Source organism: Salmonella sp. SJTUF15591, assembly GCF_043356435.1.
In the GTDB taxonomy this organism is placed as follows: Bacteria; Pseudomonadota; Gammaproteobacteria; order Enterobacterales; family Enterobacteriaceae; genus Salmonella; species Salmonella enterica.
In genome coordinates, this window is sequence record NZ_JBEUJO010000009.1 from 59655 (window position 1) to 73990 (window position 14336).

General features: G+C 48.3%; 19 protein-coding genes. 14 read left to right on the forward strand and 5 right to left on the reverse strand.

Annotated features, from left to right (window positions below; translation table 11 throughout):
* Positions 1-2: 2 nt before the first annotated feature.
* Complete coding sequence (locus tag ABVM99_RS19145; RefSeq protein WP_000812816.1) at positions 3-986, reverse strand: TRAP transporter substrate-binding protein; 984 nt, start codon at positions 984-986, stop codon at positions 3-5.
* Between the two features lie 328 nt (positions 987-1314).
* Here ABVM99_RS19145 and sodA point away from each other — a divergent pair, with 328 nt between their 5' ends.
* The 4 genes from sodA (at position 1315) to ABVM99_RS19165 (ending at position 3425) form a co-directional block, all read left to right on the forward strand.
* Positions 1315-1935, forward strand: coding sequence for a superoxide dismutase [Mn] (sodA, locus tag ABVM99_RS19150; protein WP_000122632.1), 621 nt, complete (start codon positions 1315-1317; stop codon positions 1933-1935).
* Positions 1936-2004: 69 nt separating this feature from the next.
* On the forward strand, positions 2005-2694 hold the full coding sequence (gene yiiM, locus ABVM99_RS19155; protein WP_001651174.1) for a 6-hydroxyaminopurine reductase: 690 nt from the start codon (positions 2005-2007) through the stop codon (positions 2692-2694).
* 11 nt (positions 2695-2705) lie between these two features.
* Positions 2706-3101, forward strand: a complete 396-nt coding sequence (locus ABVM99_RS19160; protein ID WP_000133442.1) for a nuclear transport factor 2 family protein — start codon at positions 2706-2708, stop codon at positions 3099-3101.
* A 120-nt stretch (positions 3102-3221) separates the two neighbouring features.
* Entirely contained in the window at positions 3222-3425 is a 204-nt protein-coding gene (locus ABVM99_RS19165) for a hypothetical protein (protein WP_000338672.1), read from the forward strand.
* Between the two features lie 47 nt (positions 3426-3472).
* Here the strand turns inward: ABVM99_RS19165 and cpxA are convergent, their stop codons facing one another.
* A complete protein-coding gene (gene cpxA / locus ABVM99_RS19170; protein ID WP_000580402.1) occupies positions 3473-4846 on the reverse strand; it encodes an envelope stress sensor histidine kinase CpxA in 1374 nt (457 codons plus the stop codon).
* Entirely contained in the window at positions 4843-5541 is a 699-nt protein-coding gene (gene cpxR / locus ABVM99_RS19175) for an envelope stress response regulator transcription factor CpxR (protein ID WP_001033731.1), read from the reverse strand. Before cpxR ends, cpxA begins: the two co-directional genes overlap by 4 nt.
* Before the next feature lie 150 nt (positions 5542-5691).
* Here cpxR and cpxP point away from each other — a divergent pair, with 150 nt between their 5' ends.
* Entirely contained in the window at positions 5692-6192 is a 501-nt protein-coding gene (gene cpxP, locus ABVM99_RS19180) for a cell-envelope stress modulator CpxP (RefSeq protein WP_001233463.1), read from the forward strand.
* Positions 6193-6377: 185 nt separating this feature from the next.
* Here cpxP and ABVM99_RS19185 read toward each other — a convergent pair whose 3' ends face one another.
* Complete coding sequence (locus tag ABVM99_RS19185; protein WP_000985246.1) at positions 6378-7358, reverse strand: tyrosine-type recombinase/integrase; 981 nt, start codon at positions 7356-7358, stop codon at positions 6378-6380.
* Positions 7359-7427: 69 nt separating this feature from the next.
* On the reverse strand, positions 7428-7721 hold the full coding sequence (locus ABVM99_RS19190) for a DNA-binding transcriptional regulator (protein ID WP_000777029.1): 294 nt from the start codon (positions 7719-7721) through the stop codon (positions 7428-7430).
* A 136-nt stretch (positions 7722-7857) separates the two neighbouring features.
* Here ABVM99_RS19190 and ABVM99_RS19195 point away from each other — a divergent pair, with 136 nt between their 5' ends.
* From ABVM99_RS19195 to ABVM99_RS19235, 9 genes are all read left to right on the forward strand, one after another.
* Entirely contained in the window at positions 7858-8130 is a 273-nt protein-coding gene (locus ABVM99_RS19195; RefSeq protein ID WP_001308179.1) for a Cox family DNA-binding protein, read from the forward strand.
* Between the two features lie 2 nt (positions 8131-8132).
* Entirely contained in the window at positions 8133-8303 is a 171-nt protein-coding gene (locus ABVM99_RS19200; protein WP_001005164.1) for a hypothetical protein, read from the forward strand.
* Entirely contained in the window at positions 8300-8800 is a 501-nt protein-coding gene (locus ABVM99_RS19205; RefSeq protein ID WP_000217677.1) for a hypothetical protein, read from the forward strand. The genes ABVM99_RS19200 and ABVM99_RS19205 overlap by 4 nt, the downstream gene beginning before the upstream one ends.
* Before the next feature lie 63 nt (positions 8801-8863).
* Entirely contained in the window at positions 8864-9088 is a 225-nt protein-coding gene (locus ABVM99_RS19210) for a DUF2732 family protein (protein WP_000288879.1), read from the forward strand.
* The gene (locus ABVM99_RS19215; protein ID WP_001277964.1) at positions 9088-9390 is read left to right on the forward strand and encodes a DUF5405 family protein; all 303 of its coding nucleotides are present in this window, start codon (positions 9088-9090) and stop codon (positions 9388-9390) included. The genes ABVM99_RS19210 and ABVM99_RS19215 overlap by 1 nt, the downstream gene beginning before the upstream one ends.
* Positions 9390-9614 (forward strand): TraR/DksA family transcriptional regulator, encoded by a 225-nt coding sequence (locus ABVM99_RS19220; RefSeq protein ID WP_001113272.1) that lies wholly within the window; start codon positions 9390-9392, stop codon positions 9612-9614. The genes ABVM99_RS19215 and ABVM99_RS19220 overlap by 1 nt, the downstream gene beginning before the upstream one ends.
* A complete protein-coding gene (locus ABVM99_RS19225) occupies positions 9611-9886 on the forward strand; it encodes a DUF5405 family protein (RefSeq protein WP_000027666.1) in 276 nt (91 codons plus the stop codon). The genes ABVM99_RS19220 and ABVM99_RS19225 overlap by 4 nt, the downstream gene beginning before the upstream one ends.
* The gene (locus ABVM99_RS19230; protein WP_023223106.1) at positions 9876-12158 is read left to right on the forward strand and encodes a replication endonuclease; all 2283 of its coding nucleotides are present in this window, start codon (positions 9876-9878) and stop codon (positions 12156-12158) included. The genes ABVM99_RS19225 and ABVM99_RS19230 overlap by 11 nt, the downstream gene beginning before the upstream one ends.
* A 116-nt stretch (positions 12159-12274) precedes the next feature.
* Positions 12275-14107, forward strand: a complete 1833-nt coding sequence (locus ABVM99_RS19235; RefSeq protein WP_023223105.1) for a hypothetical protein — start codon at positions 12275-12277, stop codon at positions 14105-14107.
* Positions 14108-14336 lie beyond the last annotated feature (229 nt).

Consider the following 14336-nt stretch of genomic DNA (forward strand, 5'->3'; position numbering starts at 1 on the left):
GATTAATTTTTTGCTGTCTGGATACGTTGATACAGCCCGTAAAGCCGCGGTTTGTTTTTCAGACCGTCGTAAATAGGCTGTACTGCCTTCTGGAAGGGTTTTTTGTCGATCTCGTAGAATTCAACGTTGAAATCTTTTACCGCCGCCAGCCTGGTTTTCTCTATTTCCTTGTCCCATGCGGCTTTCTCAAATTCGATCGACGCCTTGATGGCGGCTTCGACGATGCGCTGCTGTTCCGGCGTCAGCTTTTCCAGCGTGAGGGTACTCATTAGCAGGATATCGGGAATGCGGGTGTGCATATCGTAGGTGTAATAACGGGCGACTTCGCCGTGGCGGGCGATGGTGAGAGCGAACTCATTGTTTTCCGCGCCGTCGAGAATGCCTTGTTGTAACGAGGTATAGACCTCCGCCTGGCTCATGGCGATGGGCGAAGCGCCCAGCAGTTTGAGGGTTTGGATCGCCGTCTCACTCTGCATGACGCGGATCTTCTTCCCGCGTAAATCCTCAATGCGTTTAACCGGCGCTTTGCTCATATAAAAATTACGCGCGCCGGAATCATACCAGCCTACGCCGACAAACCCCTGCGCGGCGGTGGACTGATAAACAGGCTCCATCACCTGTGGGTTATCCATTACGCGGTAGTATTCATCGACGGTGGCAAACAGGTAGGGAAGTGAGAACACGCCGTACTCAGGCGAAAAACTCTCCATCAGCCCGGACGACACTTTAGTGATGTCGACGACGCCGACCTGCGTCAACTCCACCAGTTCGCGCTCGCCGCCAAGCTGTCCGTCCGGGAAGTACTGTACTTTGATATCGCCGCCCGTTTTCTCTTCAACTTGCTGCCCCAGGAAGTGCAACGCATCTTTTACCGGCTGGCTATTTTCAGCGTAGGCCAGGCGCAAAATGGTTTCGCCGTGGGAGAAGAAAGAGAGTGTGGAGAGTAAGGCCAACGTAGCCAGACGTATAAAACCAGGTTGCTTCATAATTCCCTCGCAATTGTAATAATTTACCGGGAATGTAATAGCATGGTGAAATTATAACCTTCTTGATTTTGCCACCGCTGACAAAAATTGGCACCAAAAGAAAGATTTTGAAACCCTGTTTCACATTTCATGATTTCCAGGAATTCATCAACAGGCGGTTTCGGTTGGAGGCGTAAAAGACGTTTTTTTTCAGCGGATGCCGTAACGTTTATAACCATGGAAAAAGTACGGCATTGATAATCATTTTCAATATCATTTAATTAACTATAATGAACCAACTGCTTACGCGGCGTTAACACTGTGCCGCTCGACAATAATGGAGATGATTATGAGTTATACACTGCCATCCCTGCCGTACGCTTATGATGCACTGGAACCGCACTTCGATAAGCAGACGATGGAGATTCACCACACCAAACACCATCAAACCTATGTCAACAACGCTAACGCGGCGCTGGAAAACCTGCCTGAGTTTGCTGACCTGCCGGTTGAAGAACTGATTACTAAACTGGACCAGGTGCCAGCGGACAAAAAAACCGTGCTGCGTAACAACGCGGGCGGCCACGCTAACCACAGCCTGTTCTGGAAAGGGCTGAAAAAAGGCACCACTCTGCAGGGCGATCTGAAAGCGGCTATCGAGCGTGACTTCGGTTCCGTTGACAACTTCAAAGCTGAATTCGAAAAAGCAGCAGCAACCCGTTTCGGCTCCGGCTGGGCGTGGCTGGTGCTGAAAGGCGACAAACTGGCTGTGGTTTCTACCGCAAACCAGGATTCCCCGCTGATGGGTGAAGCCATTTCCGGCGCTTCCGGCTTCCCGATCCTGGGTCTGGACGTGTGGGAACACGCTTACTACCTGAAATTCCAGAACCGCCGCCCGGACTACATCAAAGAGTTCTGGAACGTGGTGAACTGGGACGAAGCAGCAGCGCGTTTCGCCGCTAAAAAATAATTTGCATTGCACGTCTGTAGAAGCGAGTCTGATGACTCGCTTTTTTTGTATCCGCGTAAGGAGCAGCAGATGCATTATCCGGTTGACGTGTTTATTGGCAAAATTCGTGACTATGACGGCAGCCGCCCGAGCGCTATCGCCAAGGTGCAAATCGACGGCGAACTCATGCTGACCGAGCTGGGTCTGGCAGGCGATGAGCAGGCCGAAAAGAAAATCCACGGCGGCCCCGACCGCGCGCTATGCCATTACCCCCGCGAACACTATGCTGATTGGATTCGCCAGTTCCCCGAGCAGGCGACGCTGTTTTGCGCCCCGGCGTTTGGCGAGAATCTGTCGACGAACGGAATGACCGAACACAACGTGTTTATTGGCGATATCTACCGCTGGGGGGAGGCGTTGATCCAGGTCACTCAGCCGCGCTCTCCATGCTTTAAACTTAATTTCCACTTTGCCATCAGCGACATGGCCCTCCTTATGCAGAACAGCGGAAAAACCGGCTGGCTGTATCGGGTCATTGCGCCAGGTAAGGTCTCCAGCGATGCGCCGTTGGAACTGGCGTCGCGTCTGAGCGATGTCTCGGTTCATGAAGCGGGTGTTATCGCCTGGTCTATGCCGTTTGATGACGAACAATATCACCGGCTGTTGAGCGCCGCCGGGCTGTCGGCGAGCTGGAGCCGCACCATGCAGAAGCGTCGTTTGAGCGGCAAAATTGAAGATAGCGCCAGACGACTGTGGGGGGATAAAACTCCGCCAAAATGAAAGGAAGGATTATGACTGAAGCTGAAAATGCGGTGGCGATCGTAAAAGAATTTTTGGTGGCCTCGATGATTCCCGATGCTGAACGCGCCGCAACGTATATGCACCCGGAGGTGAAAATTACCTTCACCGGAGGCCGGGCGATGGCGGGCGCGGCAGATATCGCGCAGTTTAACGGCGCTCGCTACAAGTGGGTGAAGAAGGCGCTGGGCGAGTTTGATGCGGTGCAGCATGATGATTACGTTGTGATTTATTCCAACGGTACGTTGTATGGGGAATGGCCCGACGGTCGCCCGTTTGCCGATAACCGCTTTATCGATCGTTTCGAAGTGCGCGATGGCAAAATTACCCGGATGGACGTGTGGAACGACAGCGCCGAGTGGATTTTAGCGCCGGAAATCTCCCGATAGCGCGGTACGTAGGCCGGATAAGCGTAGCGCCGTCAGGCAGTCAGGTGTACATTGCCGGATGACGGCGTTTGCCTTATTCCGCTGGTAACCTATTAATTATTCACAAAAGATATGTAAATTGTGGACGCACATATTCTCGAGGCTTGTACGGAAGAAGTTAAGCACATCTTATTCGAAGAGTATCACCTCAAATCTATTGAGGAGCTTTGGGAGCGGTCTCTGGATGAGGAGTTTTTAGCTGAGTTGTATCAACAGTTTAAGTTCATAACGGAAAAGTATGGCGTGAATGGTGATGAATTGGACAGCATCCTCGATACGCTTTAAATGGTTAAGGCTCGGTAAGGGAAAGTATTACCGAGCCATGAATAACATTAGGTTCGCTTGTACAGCGGTAGCCACAGCGTGAGCCGCAACCCACCCAGCGGGCTATCGTCAGCCTTAACCCAGCCGCGGTGCTGCTGCATGGCGCTTTCGACAATCGCCAGACCCAGGCCAGTACCACCGGATTCACGGTCGCGCGCCTCATCAGTGCGATAGAACGGACGGAAGATCTGCTCGCGGTCTTCAGGGCTGACGCCCGGCCCGTCGTCATCGACCGTGATCGTAATACCGTCTTTATCCACCGAGAAGCCGACTTCAATCTTCGTATGTGAATAGCGCAGCGCATTACGAACAATATTTTCCAGCGCGCTTTCCAGCGCGTTTGGGTTGCCATAGAGCGGCCACGGCCCCGGCGGATAATTTACCGTTAACGACTTGCCCATCTGTTCGGCTTCAAAGGCGGCGTTATCCAGCACTTCGCCCCATAGCTGATTGGCTTTCATCGTTTCGCTGACCAGCGCATTTTTCTGTTGGTTACGCGACATCACCAGCAGGTCATTGATCATGCTGTCCAGACGCTGCGCTTCGGTTTCAATACGCTCCAGCTCTTTGCTTTCGCCGCCACGACGACGCAGTAGCGCGGTACCCAGTTGCAGGCGCGTAAGGGGCGTTCGCAGCTCATGGGAGATGTCTGACAGCAAACGCTGCTGCGAGGTCATCATCCGTTCCAGCGCCGTCACCATCTGGTTAAAACTGGCGCCAGCGGCGAGGAACTCCTGCGGACCCGCCTCCAGCTCCGGATGCTGACGCAGGTTGCCTTGCGCCACTTCATCAGCCGCGTTTTTCAACTTACGCGCCGGTTTCGCCAGACTCCATGCCAGCCATAGCAAGAGCGGCGAACTGACCAGCATCGTGACAATGAGCAACAGGAGCGGGCGGTCAAACAGCAGATTAATAAAATCGGATTGCGAACTGCTGGCCGGTCGAATCAGGTAAAGCTGGTAATTATCCTCTCCGTCGCGAACGGAGAACGGCCCCACCATCTCTACGCGGCCATATTTTTTCTTCTGCGGATGATCGGCGTTATCCGCCTGACCAATGAAGTTACGAATGATCTGCATTTCGCTGCGTTCAGCGCCGATCACACGTCCTTCAGAGGTCACCAGTAATAACCGCTGTCCAGGCGGCGCCCACTTATCGATCGCGCGGAACAGGCGACGCCACCACATCAGGTCGTTGGGCGGATCGTTCGCAAGTTCAGCTTCTACATGTTGCTCTATCATCAATCCCTGGCGCTGCTCGCTGTCCAGCAGCTCGGTCATCTGGCGTGAATCGAGCTTGGGCAACATCAGTACCAGCATTAGCACCAGCGCCAGCGTCAACCAGAAGATGGCGAAGATGCGCGCGGTTAAACTTCCTATCATGAAGCGGAAACCATCAGATAGCCGCGACCACGCAATGTTTTAAACCACGGGTGACCGTCTTTGCGTTCCGGCAGTTTGCGGCGCAGGTTAGAAATATGCATATCAATGGCGCGATCGAATGGCGTCAGGCGCTTACCCAGCACTTCCTGACTTAAATGTTCACGGGAAACCACCTGGCCGAGGTGTTGCGCCAGCAAATAGAGCAGGGTGAACTCCGTACCGGTCAGCTCCAGCGTTTGGCCATCGAAACTGGCTTCCTGGCGGCCCGGATTAAGGCTTAGCGCATCGACTTCCAGCGTCGGCGAGCCGTTGTCGCTGCTCTGCTGCTGTTCGCTCCAGTGGGAACGGCGCAAAATAGCCCTGATGCGCGCTACCAGCTCGCGGTCGTTAAACGGTTTGGGCAAATAGTCGTCCGCGCCCAGCTCAAGGCCGAGAACGCGATCCAGCTCGCTGCCGCGCGCGGTCAGCATAATGACAGGCGTCTGGTGTGTCTGGCGAAGCGCTTTCAACGTATCGATACCGTTTTTCTTCGGCATCATGACGTCAAGCAAAAGTAAATCGATGCTGTCATCCAAAAGCTCAAGCGCCTGCTCGCCGTCGTGGGCCACCAGGACATTAAAACCTTCCATTTCGAGGAGCTCTTTTAACAGGGAAGTCAGCTCTCGGTCATCATCAACTAACAGGATTTTATTCATTGTTTACGTACCTCCGAGGCAGAAATTACGTCATCAGGCGTCGCTAATCCATGACTTTACGTTGTTTTACACCCCCTGACGCATGTTTGCAGCCCGAATCGTAAACTGTCTCTCGTTGAATCGCGACAGAAAAGATTTTGGGAGCAAGCGATGCGCAAAGTTACCGCTGCTGTTATGGCCTCAACGCTGGCATTCAGTTTTTTAAGCCACGCAGCTGAAGTTGTTACAAGCGATAACTGGCACCCCGGTGACGGGGCCACGCAGCGTAGCGCGCAAAATCATATGTTTGACGGCATAAGTTTAACCGAACATCAGCGTCAGCAGATGCGAGATCTTATGCAACAGGCAAGGCACGAACAGCCTCCTGTTAATGTTAGCGAAATGGAGACAATGCATCGGCTTGTCACCGCAGAAAAATTTGATGAAAGCGCTGTGCGCGCTCAGGCAGAAAAAATGGCGCAAGAGCAGGTTGCCCGCCAGGTCGAAATGGCCCGCGTGCGTAACCAGATGTATCGCCTGTTAACGCCGGAGCAGCAAGCGGTTTTGAATGAAAAGCATCAGCAACGAATGGAGCAACTGCGCGACGTGGCGCAATGGCAAAAAAGTTCATCGTTGAAATTATTGAGTAGTAGCAACTCACGTTCCCAGTAACAACCCTGTTTTCCTTGCCATAGACACCATCCCTGTCTTCCCCCACATGATGTGGGGGTTTTTTTTATCAATTACTTACATGCAATCAAAAGTAAAAACAGTCACTTATCGAAAGCTGTAAGGGTTTGGAGTGGTTTCAAAATTTCTTGAGTGTGGACACTATGTGGACACTCAGAGGGGGAAATTTATAATGTCACTCCGCCTTTTAGTGGATTCAGAGCGACGGCATTTTGCAGGTAGTCAGGCGCAAGGTGCGCATAGGCCATCGTCTGCTGAATGCTCGCATGTCCCAGAATCTGTTGCAGTGCGATTATATTGCCCCCATTCATCATGAAATGGCTTGCGAATGTATGCCGCAGGATGTGGGTTGCCTGATTGGGTGGTATATCAGGTTTCACTCTGCGTAAAATCCCGCAAAATTTCTCATAATCAACTTTGAATAATTTGGCGCTGGCCTCCTCTTTAACTTTTTTCTCCAGTTCCTCAGAAATCGGCACGGTTCGCTTTTTACCGTTTTTGGTTTTCAGGAAGGTAACCCTGCAATTTGTAATCTGTGCTGGTTTTAGCGTGGCAACTTCCGTCCATCTTCCTCCAGTGCTCAGACATAAAAGCGCGACAAGTAAGTCATCACCAGCCAAAACATTTAACAGTTTTTCGATTTCTGCTTTTTCCAGGAACGTCATTTCAGGGTTGGCCTCCGCCAGTGGCGGCAGTCCGTGAATTGGGTGTTGCCCGGAAAATTCATCCAATTGAATTAATTTTGTGAACATGCCGGATAATCGGTACATGTCACGGTTTATCGTTGCGGCACTGATACCATCACGTAGTCGCATGGAACGATAATCCATCAAAGCCCTTTTGCTCATCCGGCTCACTGGTATATCACCTATGCCGCTGATGGTTTTGAGTAGATGATTAAACTCTTTTGTTCCATGCTCGTGGTTTTGCCCGTGATATTTCCACCAGATGTCCAGCAACTCACTCAAAGTTCGGCGGTCTGCTCGCTGGCCTCCCCATTCTTTCTGACTGGCATTGGCGATTGTGTATCGCTCAAATGCTAGTGCTTCAGCTTTTCTTTCGAATTTCCTGCGGATGCGTTTTCCGTCGCGACCGCGAGGTCTAATGTCCACTTCATAGCGACCATCATCGAGCTTCTTAATTGCCATAAGAAAGCCCTCCGGCGCTGTATTCACCATCTTGGTAGCAAATGGTGAAAATGTAATCTTTATATAGAGTTAGCCAATCCTTTTCGCGGAGTGGTTGGACTCTGTTGACTCTGGCCCAATGTGCGCGAGAGCCGGTGCGATCTGTCCTGCGTCCGGCGCGGTTTTATCTGTCATAAGCCATAGAGCATATTTTTGGAATGTGGGATGCATAGTGATTTTTAGCAAAGCTGTGCCACCGGGTTCAAAGTTTCCTCCTTCATATTTTTTAAGTGTGCTTAGCGGTAACTCTATGATTTCACAGAATTTTGATTGGCTTAGCCCTTCAGCCTCACGCAAGGCCTTAATCTTTTCGCTTAATTTCATTTGACATGGTGCCTATATAGGGACTAAATTCCCTCAAAACTGGAACCTATATAGGTTCCGTTGATTTGAGAATAAACCAGCGTCTAAACGGTTTTGAGTGGTTTAGAAAGGGCTGGATCCTATGAGGGTACCATATATGGACGCTGAAAATTATGTGATTCAGTATCCGCTTGATGCGGTTCATGTGGATAAATTTGCTGATTTATTAGGGAAGCCAAAGACAGCCGTCAGTGAAATGGTGAAGGCAAATAAATTACCAATTATTGAATTGCGTGATCCTTGCAAACCGAAGGCTCGTGCCGGTGAAAAATGGGTTTTCATTCCTGAGTTTAATCGCGCTGTACGTGAGGCGTTTTATAACCGACCGGTTGAACAGCGTGATGCATGGCTTTTGTGGATGGGGTTGTGATTATGAATGAGCCGCGTTGTATTGCTCAGTTATTGCGTAACGAAAGCCCCAGGGCGATTGACTTCACCATCACCCACGGTAAGGGGCGTAAGGGAATCATTATCCGCACCAAAAAACAGAGTCCGTTAAAAAAGGTTCTGACCTTTCTGAAAAGCCGGAGGGTATGGAAATGACAGTGATGACGCTCAATCTCGTTGAAAAACAGCCAGCAGCTATGCGCCGGATAATTGGCAAGCATCTTGCCGTCCCTCGCTGGCAGGAGACATGTGATTATTATAATCAGATGATGGAGCGCGAACGGCTAACGGTTTGCTTTCATGCACAGTTAAAACAGCGTCACGCAACGATGCGTTTTGAAGAAATGAACGACGTCGAACGTGAACGGCTGGTTTGTGCAATTGATGAATTGCGCGGGGCATTCTCAAAACGCCGTCAGGTTGGCGCAAGTGAGTATGCATATATTAGCTTTTTAACTGTCAGTCAGCGCCGTACTTTATTTATGCATGCCGGATTGACTGAAAAAGAATTCAACCAGCCATACTGGCGAATTAATGAAGAGTCATGTTACTGGCGTGATGCTTTATTCCGTGCATTACGTGAATTATTCAGCCTGTTTGAGTATGCACCGACAATTCTGACGTCGGTAAAACCAGAGCAATATCTGCATTAAATAATTAACCAGAGTTTTTAACGCACTTAATTGTGCGGGGCTTCTTTTTGCCTGGAGAAAGTCATGTATACAGTTTCTGAAAATCAGTGCGGTAAATACGCATTACTGCTGCAACAGGCCAGAACCGAAGCACAGGCCGACGCTGCGACGCGCTTTTCTTCTCATCTTGACGCCATGATTCGCCACATCACAAAGGCGGAGTTATCCCGCGTGGAGATAGTCGAGCTGCTCAGTCAGGAGTCGGAAAAATTTCACAATATCGGATTGTCTCGCGGGGAGGTGCTTTGATGTCCTGTTCTCGTTCAGTTGTATTACTGAATAACGCCTTAAAAATCACCGTTATGGAAAATGGTGATTTGTCTCTTATTCAACTTTGTCTTGATAAAGAAAAGCGCGACATAACTGAATCTGTTATCGCGATTTATCAGAATGAATTAAACCTCCTGTCTGATGTGGTCAATTTACTTGTTAAACGCGCTGTATTTCACAAGCAAATTTCCTCCGTGGATGAACTGACGAAATTAACGACAGAAATCGCCAGCTATTGCGCTGATGAATTTAAAAAACTGAACGACAAAAGGAACTGGTAATGCCGGACAACGTAGATTTTATTCAGGAACAACAGGCTGAATTACTGGAGCGCCAGATTAACGCGGCAAGGGTAAAACATTGCGGTGTTTCTTCGCTGGTTTGCGAAGAGTGTGATGCGCCAATACCTGCTGCCCGTCGTGCGGCTTATCCGTCAGCCACGCGTTGTGTTTCCTGTCAGTCAGTTTTTGAAGCAAAAAACAAACATTACCGGAGAATGGCATGAGTATTCGTATTGAAATTGGCGAGCGTTATGTCGTTACCAGTGACAGCTTTCAGTTTATTCTCCACGAGAAAAAGAGAGCGGAAAGCGGTAAAAACGCCGGTCAGGAATGGCTGGCGGTGGTTGGTTATTACCCGAAATTAAGCCAGCTCGTTTCCGGCCTGATGCATCACGATATTCTGACCGGAAGCGCAAAGTCTTTTGCTGATTTAAACGCGCAGGTTGAGCAACTCAGCAAGCGTTGTTCAGAGGCTTTGGGCTCATATGACCGTTAAAGCCTCCGGGCGTTTTGTCCCTCCGTCAGCATTTGCCGCAGGCACCGGTAAGACGTTTACCGGTGCTTATGCATGGAACGCGCCACGCGAGGCTGTCGGGCGCGAAAGACCCCTTACACGTGACGAGATGCGTCAGGTGCAAGGTGTTTTATCCACGATTAACCGCCTGCCTTACTTTTTGCGCTCGCTGTTTACTTCACGCTATGACTACATTCGGCGCAATAAAAGCCCGGTGCACGGGTTTTATTTCCTCACATCCACTTTTCAGCGTCGTTTATGGCCGCGCATTGAGCGCGTGAATCAGCGTCATGAAATGAATACCGACGCGTCGTTGCTGTTTCTGGCAGAGCGTGACCACTATGCGCGCCTGCCTGGAATGAATGACAAGGAGCTGAAAAAGTTTGCTGCCCGTATCTCATCGCAGCTTTTCATGATGTATGAGGAACTCTGCGATGCCTGGGTGGATGCGCATGGCGAAAAAGAATCGCTGTTTACGGATGAGGCGCAGGATCATCTGTATGGTCATGTTGCTGGCGCTGCACGTGCTTTCAATATTTCCCCGCTCTACTGGAAAAAATACCGTAAAGGACAGATAACCACGAGGCAGGCATATTCTGCCATTGCCCGTCTGTTTAACGATGAGTGGTGGACTCATCAGCTTAAAGGCCAGCGTATGCGCTGGCATGAGGCGTTACTGATTGCTGTCGGGGAGGTGAATAAAGACCGTTCTCCTTATGCCAGTAAACATGCCATTCGTGATGTACGTGCACGCCGCCAGGCAAATCTGGAATTTCTTAAATCGTGTGACCTTGAAAACAGGGAAACCGGCGAGCGCATCGACCTTATCAGTAAGGTGATGGGCAGTATTTCTAATCCTGAAATTCGCCGGATGGAGCTGATGAACACCATCGCCGGTATTGAGCGTTACGCTGCCGCAGAGGGTGATGTGGGGATGTTTATCACGCTGACCGCGCCGTCAAAGTATCATCCGACACGTCAGGTCAGAAAAGGCGAAAGTAAAACCGTCCAGCTAAATCACGGCTGGAACGATGAGGCATTTAATCCAAAGGATGCGCAGCGTTATCTCTGCCGTATCTGGAGCCTGATGCGCACGGCATTCAAGGATAATGATTTACAGGTCTACGGTTTGCGTGTCGTCGAGCCACACCACGACGGAACGCCGCACTGGCATATGATGCTTTTTTGTAATCCACGCCAGCGTAACCAGATTATCGAAATCATGCGTCGCTATGCGCTCAAAGAGGATGGCGACGAAAGAGGAGCCGCGCGAAACCGTTTTCAGGCGAAACACCTTAACCGGGGCGGTGCTGCGGGGTATATCGCGAAATACATCTCAAAAAATATCGACGGCTATGCACTGGATGGGCAGCTCGATAACGATACCGGCAGACCGCTGAAAGACACTGCAGCGGCTGTTACCGCATGGGCGTCAACGTGGCGTATCCCGCAATTTAAAACGGTTGGTCTGCCGACAATGGGGGCTTACCGTGAACTACGCAAATTGCCTCGCGGCGTCAGCATTGCTGATGAGTTTGACGAACGCGTCGAGGCTGCACGCGCCGCCGCAGACAGTGGTGATTTTGCGTTGTATATCAGCGCGCAGGGCGGGGCAAATGTCCCACGCGATTGTCAGACTGTCAGGGTTGCCCGTAGCCCGTCGGATGACGTTAACGAGTACGAGGAAGAAGTCGAGAGAGTGGTCGGCATTTACGCGCCGCATCTCGGCGCGCGTCATATTCATATCACCAGAACGACGGACTGGCGCATTGTGCCGAAAGTTCCGGTCGTTGAGCCTTTGACTTTAAAAAGCGGCATCGCCGCGCCTCGGAGTCCTGTCAATAACTGTGGAAAGCTCACCGGTGGTGATACTTCGTTACCGGCTCCCACGCCTTCTGTGCACGCCGCAGCAGTGCTTAATCTGGTTGATGACGGTGTTATCGAATGGAATGACCCGGAGGTCGTGAGGGCGCTCAGGGGCGCATTAAAACACGGCCTGAGAAGACCAAACCGTCAGCAAAGAAACGGAAGCCCGTTAAAACCGCATGAAATAGCGCCATCGGCCAGACTGACCCGGTCGGAAAGAATGCAAATTACCCGTATCCGCGTTGACCTTGCTCAGAACGGTATCAGGCCGCAGCGATGGGAGCTTGAGGCGCTGGCGCGTGGTGCGACCGTAGATTACAACGGGAAAAAATTTACGTATCCGGTCGCTGATGAGTGGAGTTGGTTTTATTGTTATTCAGAGCAATAAACATCTGATTTAATTTGTTGCATAATAGTAAAATTGCTGTTTATCTGCATGTGTTAACTATTGATAATTATGTTGCTAATAATGTGTGCAAATTTATACTGAAAAAGGTGAAAACGATGAATGATATCTTTGTTCTTACAAGGGAAGAGCTTGAAACACTAGATTATAGTGTTTTTATGCATATACCAGTTACATTTCATGCACATAAAATAAAAAAATATCTGGATGGGATTGCTGAATCATCAGAAAACCCCAAAGAGAAAAAATTAGCATCTCTTTTTGGTATGCTATATAGTTTCAATTTGCAAGTTGTTAACAACACTCCATCATTTGAACCCCAAATGATTTGGGGTAATAAAAGATCAATATTGCCTGAAGATTTTGATGAGCAGGTGAATGACTGTCTTTTATATGTTTCTCAAAAAATAACCAATCCATTTTTGTTATCAAGAATATATGATGTTGTTTGGTGTAATAATCGGAAAAATAAAGACGTGGCAATTAAAGCAATTGATTCCTATGCTGAAATGCTAAATATAGCAATTGAAAAACTAATAATAAAAAACGAAAGCATGGATGAAAGTGATTTAAATTGCTTTATTTTTGCTCGTGATTATATTGCTAGGGCTTTGCACATTAATAAAATGGTCTACCCTAGAAAATCAGAAGGAAACATGGCGATTAAAAATGCCATTCATTCTCTTTATAGTATTCAAAATGAAAGATTAATCTTTGAAGGTTTCAATAATTTGACTTGGTTTATGGTGCGTGATTTTGATGGGTATAATCTGCAGTATGCGGAAAATGCTGAGAAGATGGCTGAGCAGCATAAAGATAAAAAATATTATGATGCTGTAAAATCACTTTATATGACAAGTGCAGTTATTTATGAAAAAAATGGTGAGTATGAACGTGCCAAGAGATGTAAACTGGCATCTGCAAATATTACTATTAAAGTTGCAACAGATCGACCTGATAATATGGGTAAGATCTCTTGGTTAAGAACAGCTATCTCTGAATTAAGACAGTACGGTGGTGATAGCCAACAGATAGAAGATTTAAAGGAACAACTTGCTAATTTGAGAGAAGAAGTAAGGAGTGAATATGTCACTTTAAGCCATTCTATTGATATTAGTGACTTGGTTGCTGAAAGTGAAAAAAAACTGACGGGGCGTTCTTTGCCCGATATATTCAAAGTTTTAATGCGTGAAACACCGATTGAAAATATTGAAAGCATGAGGGAGCAAGTTTTAAGATTATCAGAAAAAAGTTTATTCTCTAGTTTTGTTGGAACAGAAATTAATGATGAGAGTGGGCGTAAGGTATATACAATCCCGCCGTTGGATAATAAAAAAGATATAAGTGATGATGTTGTTATTGATCAATATCTAAGAAATTTCGAGATTACTCATAAGATTTTTGTAAACGGTGTCTTTGAACCTGCTCGCTATGTACTTTCTCAAGAACATGGCTTGACGTTGTCAACATTCGTTAAATTAGTTACAACTAGTCCAATTGTCAAGCCGGAGTTTAGGGAGATTTTTAATTTGGGCTTTTACAAATTATGGCAGGGAGATTACATCAGTGCAGCTTATCTTTTAATACCACAAATGGAAGGTATGGTTCGTTATTATTATGAGCTTAGTGGAAAGGATGCTACTAGATATTTGGATAAGGGATTAGAGGAGTCAACAAGTATTTCTCAGCTTCTAGATAAATGCAGAGATGATTTGGAAAGTATCTTTTCTAAGAATCTTGTTTTAACTATCGATGTTCTTTTTAATAGAAAGAGTGGGGCAACCTTAAGACATAAATTAGCACATGGTAATTTATATACTAATGCTTGTTACGATGAAACAACGACATATGCATGCATCCTGATTTTCTTTCTGTGTGCTTATCCTCTCCTACCATATTTTGATACTGTATTTGAGCAGGGCTCTGTTTGATAACGTATACGTTGAGGCATAAAACCTATGCATACTTAGCTGCATCAATTTGCACGAGGTATTTCAGTATGCATTTTCTGCGTAATAGTAGGGATTGCTTGGTTTGGTAGTTGTAATTCAACTGCATTCAAACCGACCCATGAAGCGGGCGGGCGAGGCGGGGAAAGCACTGCGCGCTGGCGGTGGTGCTGATTTTATTTTTTCAGCGTCTGAGCGCGTCGTGACGGCG

Coding starts and splice junctions, on each gene's coding strand:
- ABVM99_RS19145 (WP_000812816.1), bottom strand. CDS start 986: ATGAAGCAACCTGGTTTTATACGTCTGGCTACGTTGGCCTTACTCTCC.
- sodA (WP_000122632.1), top strand. CDS start 1,315: ATGAGTTATACACTGCCATCCCTGCCGTACGCTTATGATGCACTGGAA.
- yiiM (WP_001651174.1), top strand. CDS start 2,005: ATGCATTATCCGGTTGACGTGTTTATTGGCAAAATTCGTGACTATGAC.
- ABVM99_RS19160 (WP_000133442.1), top strand. CDS start 2,706: ATGACTGAAGCTGAAAATGCGGTGGCGATCGTAAAAGAATTTTTGGTG.
- cpxA (WP_000580402.1), bottom strand. CDS start 4,846: ATGATAGGAAGTTTAACCGCGCGCATCTTCGCCATCTTCTGGTTGACG.
- cpxR (WP_001033731.1), bottom strand. CDS start 5,541: ATGAATAAAATCCTGTTAGTTGATGATGACCGAGAGCTGACTTCCCTG.
- cpxP (WP_001233463.1), top strand. CDS start 5,692: ATGCGCAAAGTTACCGCTGCTGTTATGGCCTCAACGCTGGCATTCAGT.
- ABVM99_RS19185 (WP_000985246.1), bottom strand. CDS start 7,358: ATGGCAATTAAGAAGCTCGATGATGGTCGCTATGAAGTGGACATTAGA.
- ABVM99_RS19190 (WP_000777029.1), bottom strand. CDS start 7,721: ATGAAATTAAGCGAAAAGATTAAGGCCTTGCGTGAGGCTGAAGGGCTA.
- ABVM99_RS19195 (WP_001308179.1), top strand. CDS start 7,858: ATGGACGCTGAAAATTATGTGATTCAGTATCCGCTTGATGCGGTTCAT.
- ABVM99_RS19200 (WP_001005164.1), top strand. CDS start 8,133: ATGAATGAGCCGCGTTGTATTGCTCAGTTATTGCGTAACGAAAGCCCC.
- ABVM99_RS19205 (WP_000217677.1), top strand. CDS start 8,300: ATGACAGTGATGACGCTCAATCTCGTTGAAAAACAGCCAGCAGCTATG.
- ABVM99_RS19210 (WP_000288879.1), top strand. CDS start 8,864: ATGTATACAGTTTCTGAAAATCAGTGCGGTAAATACGCATTACTGCTG.
- ABVM99_RS19215 (WP_001277964.1), top strand. CDS start 9,088: ATGTCCTGTTCTCGTTCAGTTGTATTACTGAATAACGCCTTAAAAATC.
- ABVM99_RS19220 (WP_001113272.1), top strand. CDS start 9,390: ATGCCGGACAACGTAGATTTTATTCAGGAACAACAGGCTGAATTACTG.
- ABVM99_RS19225 (WP_000027666.1), top strand. CDS start 9,611: ATGAGTATTCGTATTGAAATTGGCGAGCGTTATGTCGTTACCAGTGAC.
- ABVM99_RS19230 (WP_023223106.1), top strand. CDS start 9,876: ATGACCGTTAAAGCCTCCGGGCGTTTTGTCCCTCCGTCAGCATTTGCC.
- ABVM99_RS19235 (WP_023223105.1), top strand. CDS start 12,275: ATGAATGATATCTTTGTTCTTACAAGGGAAGAGCTTGAAACACTAGAT.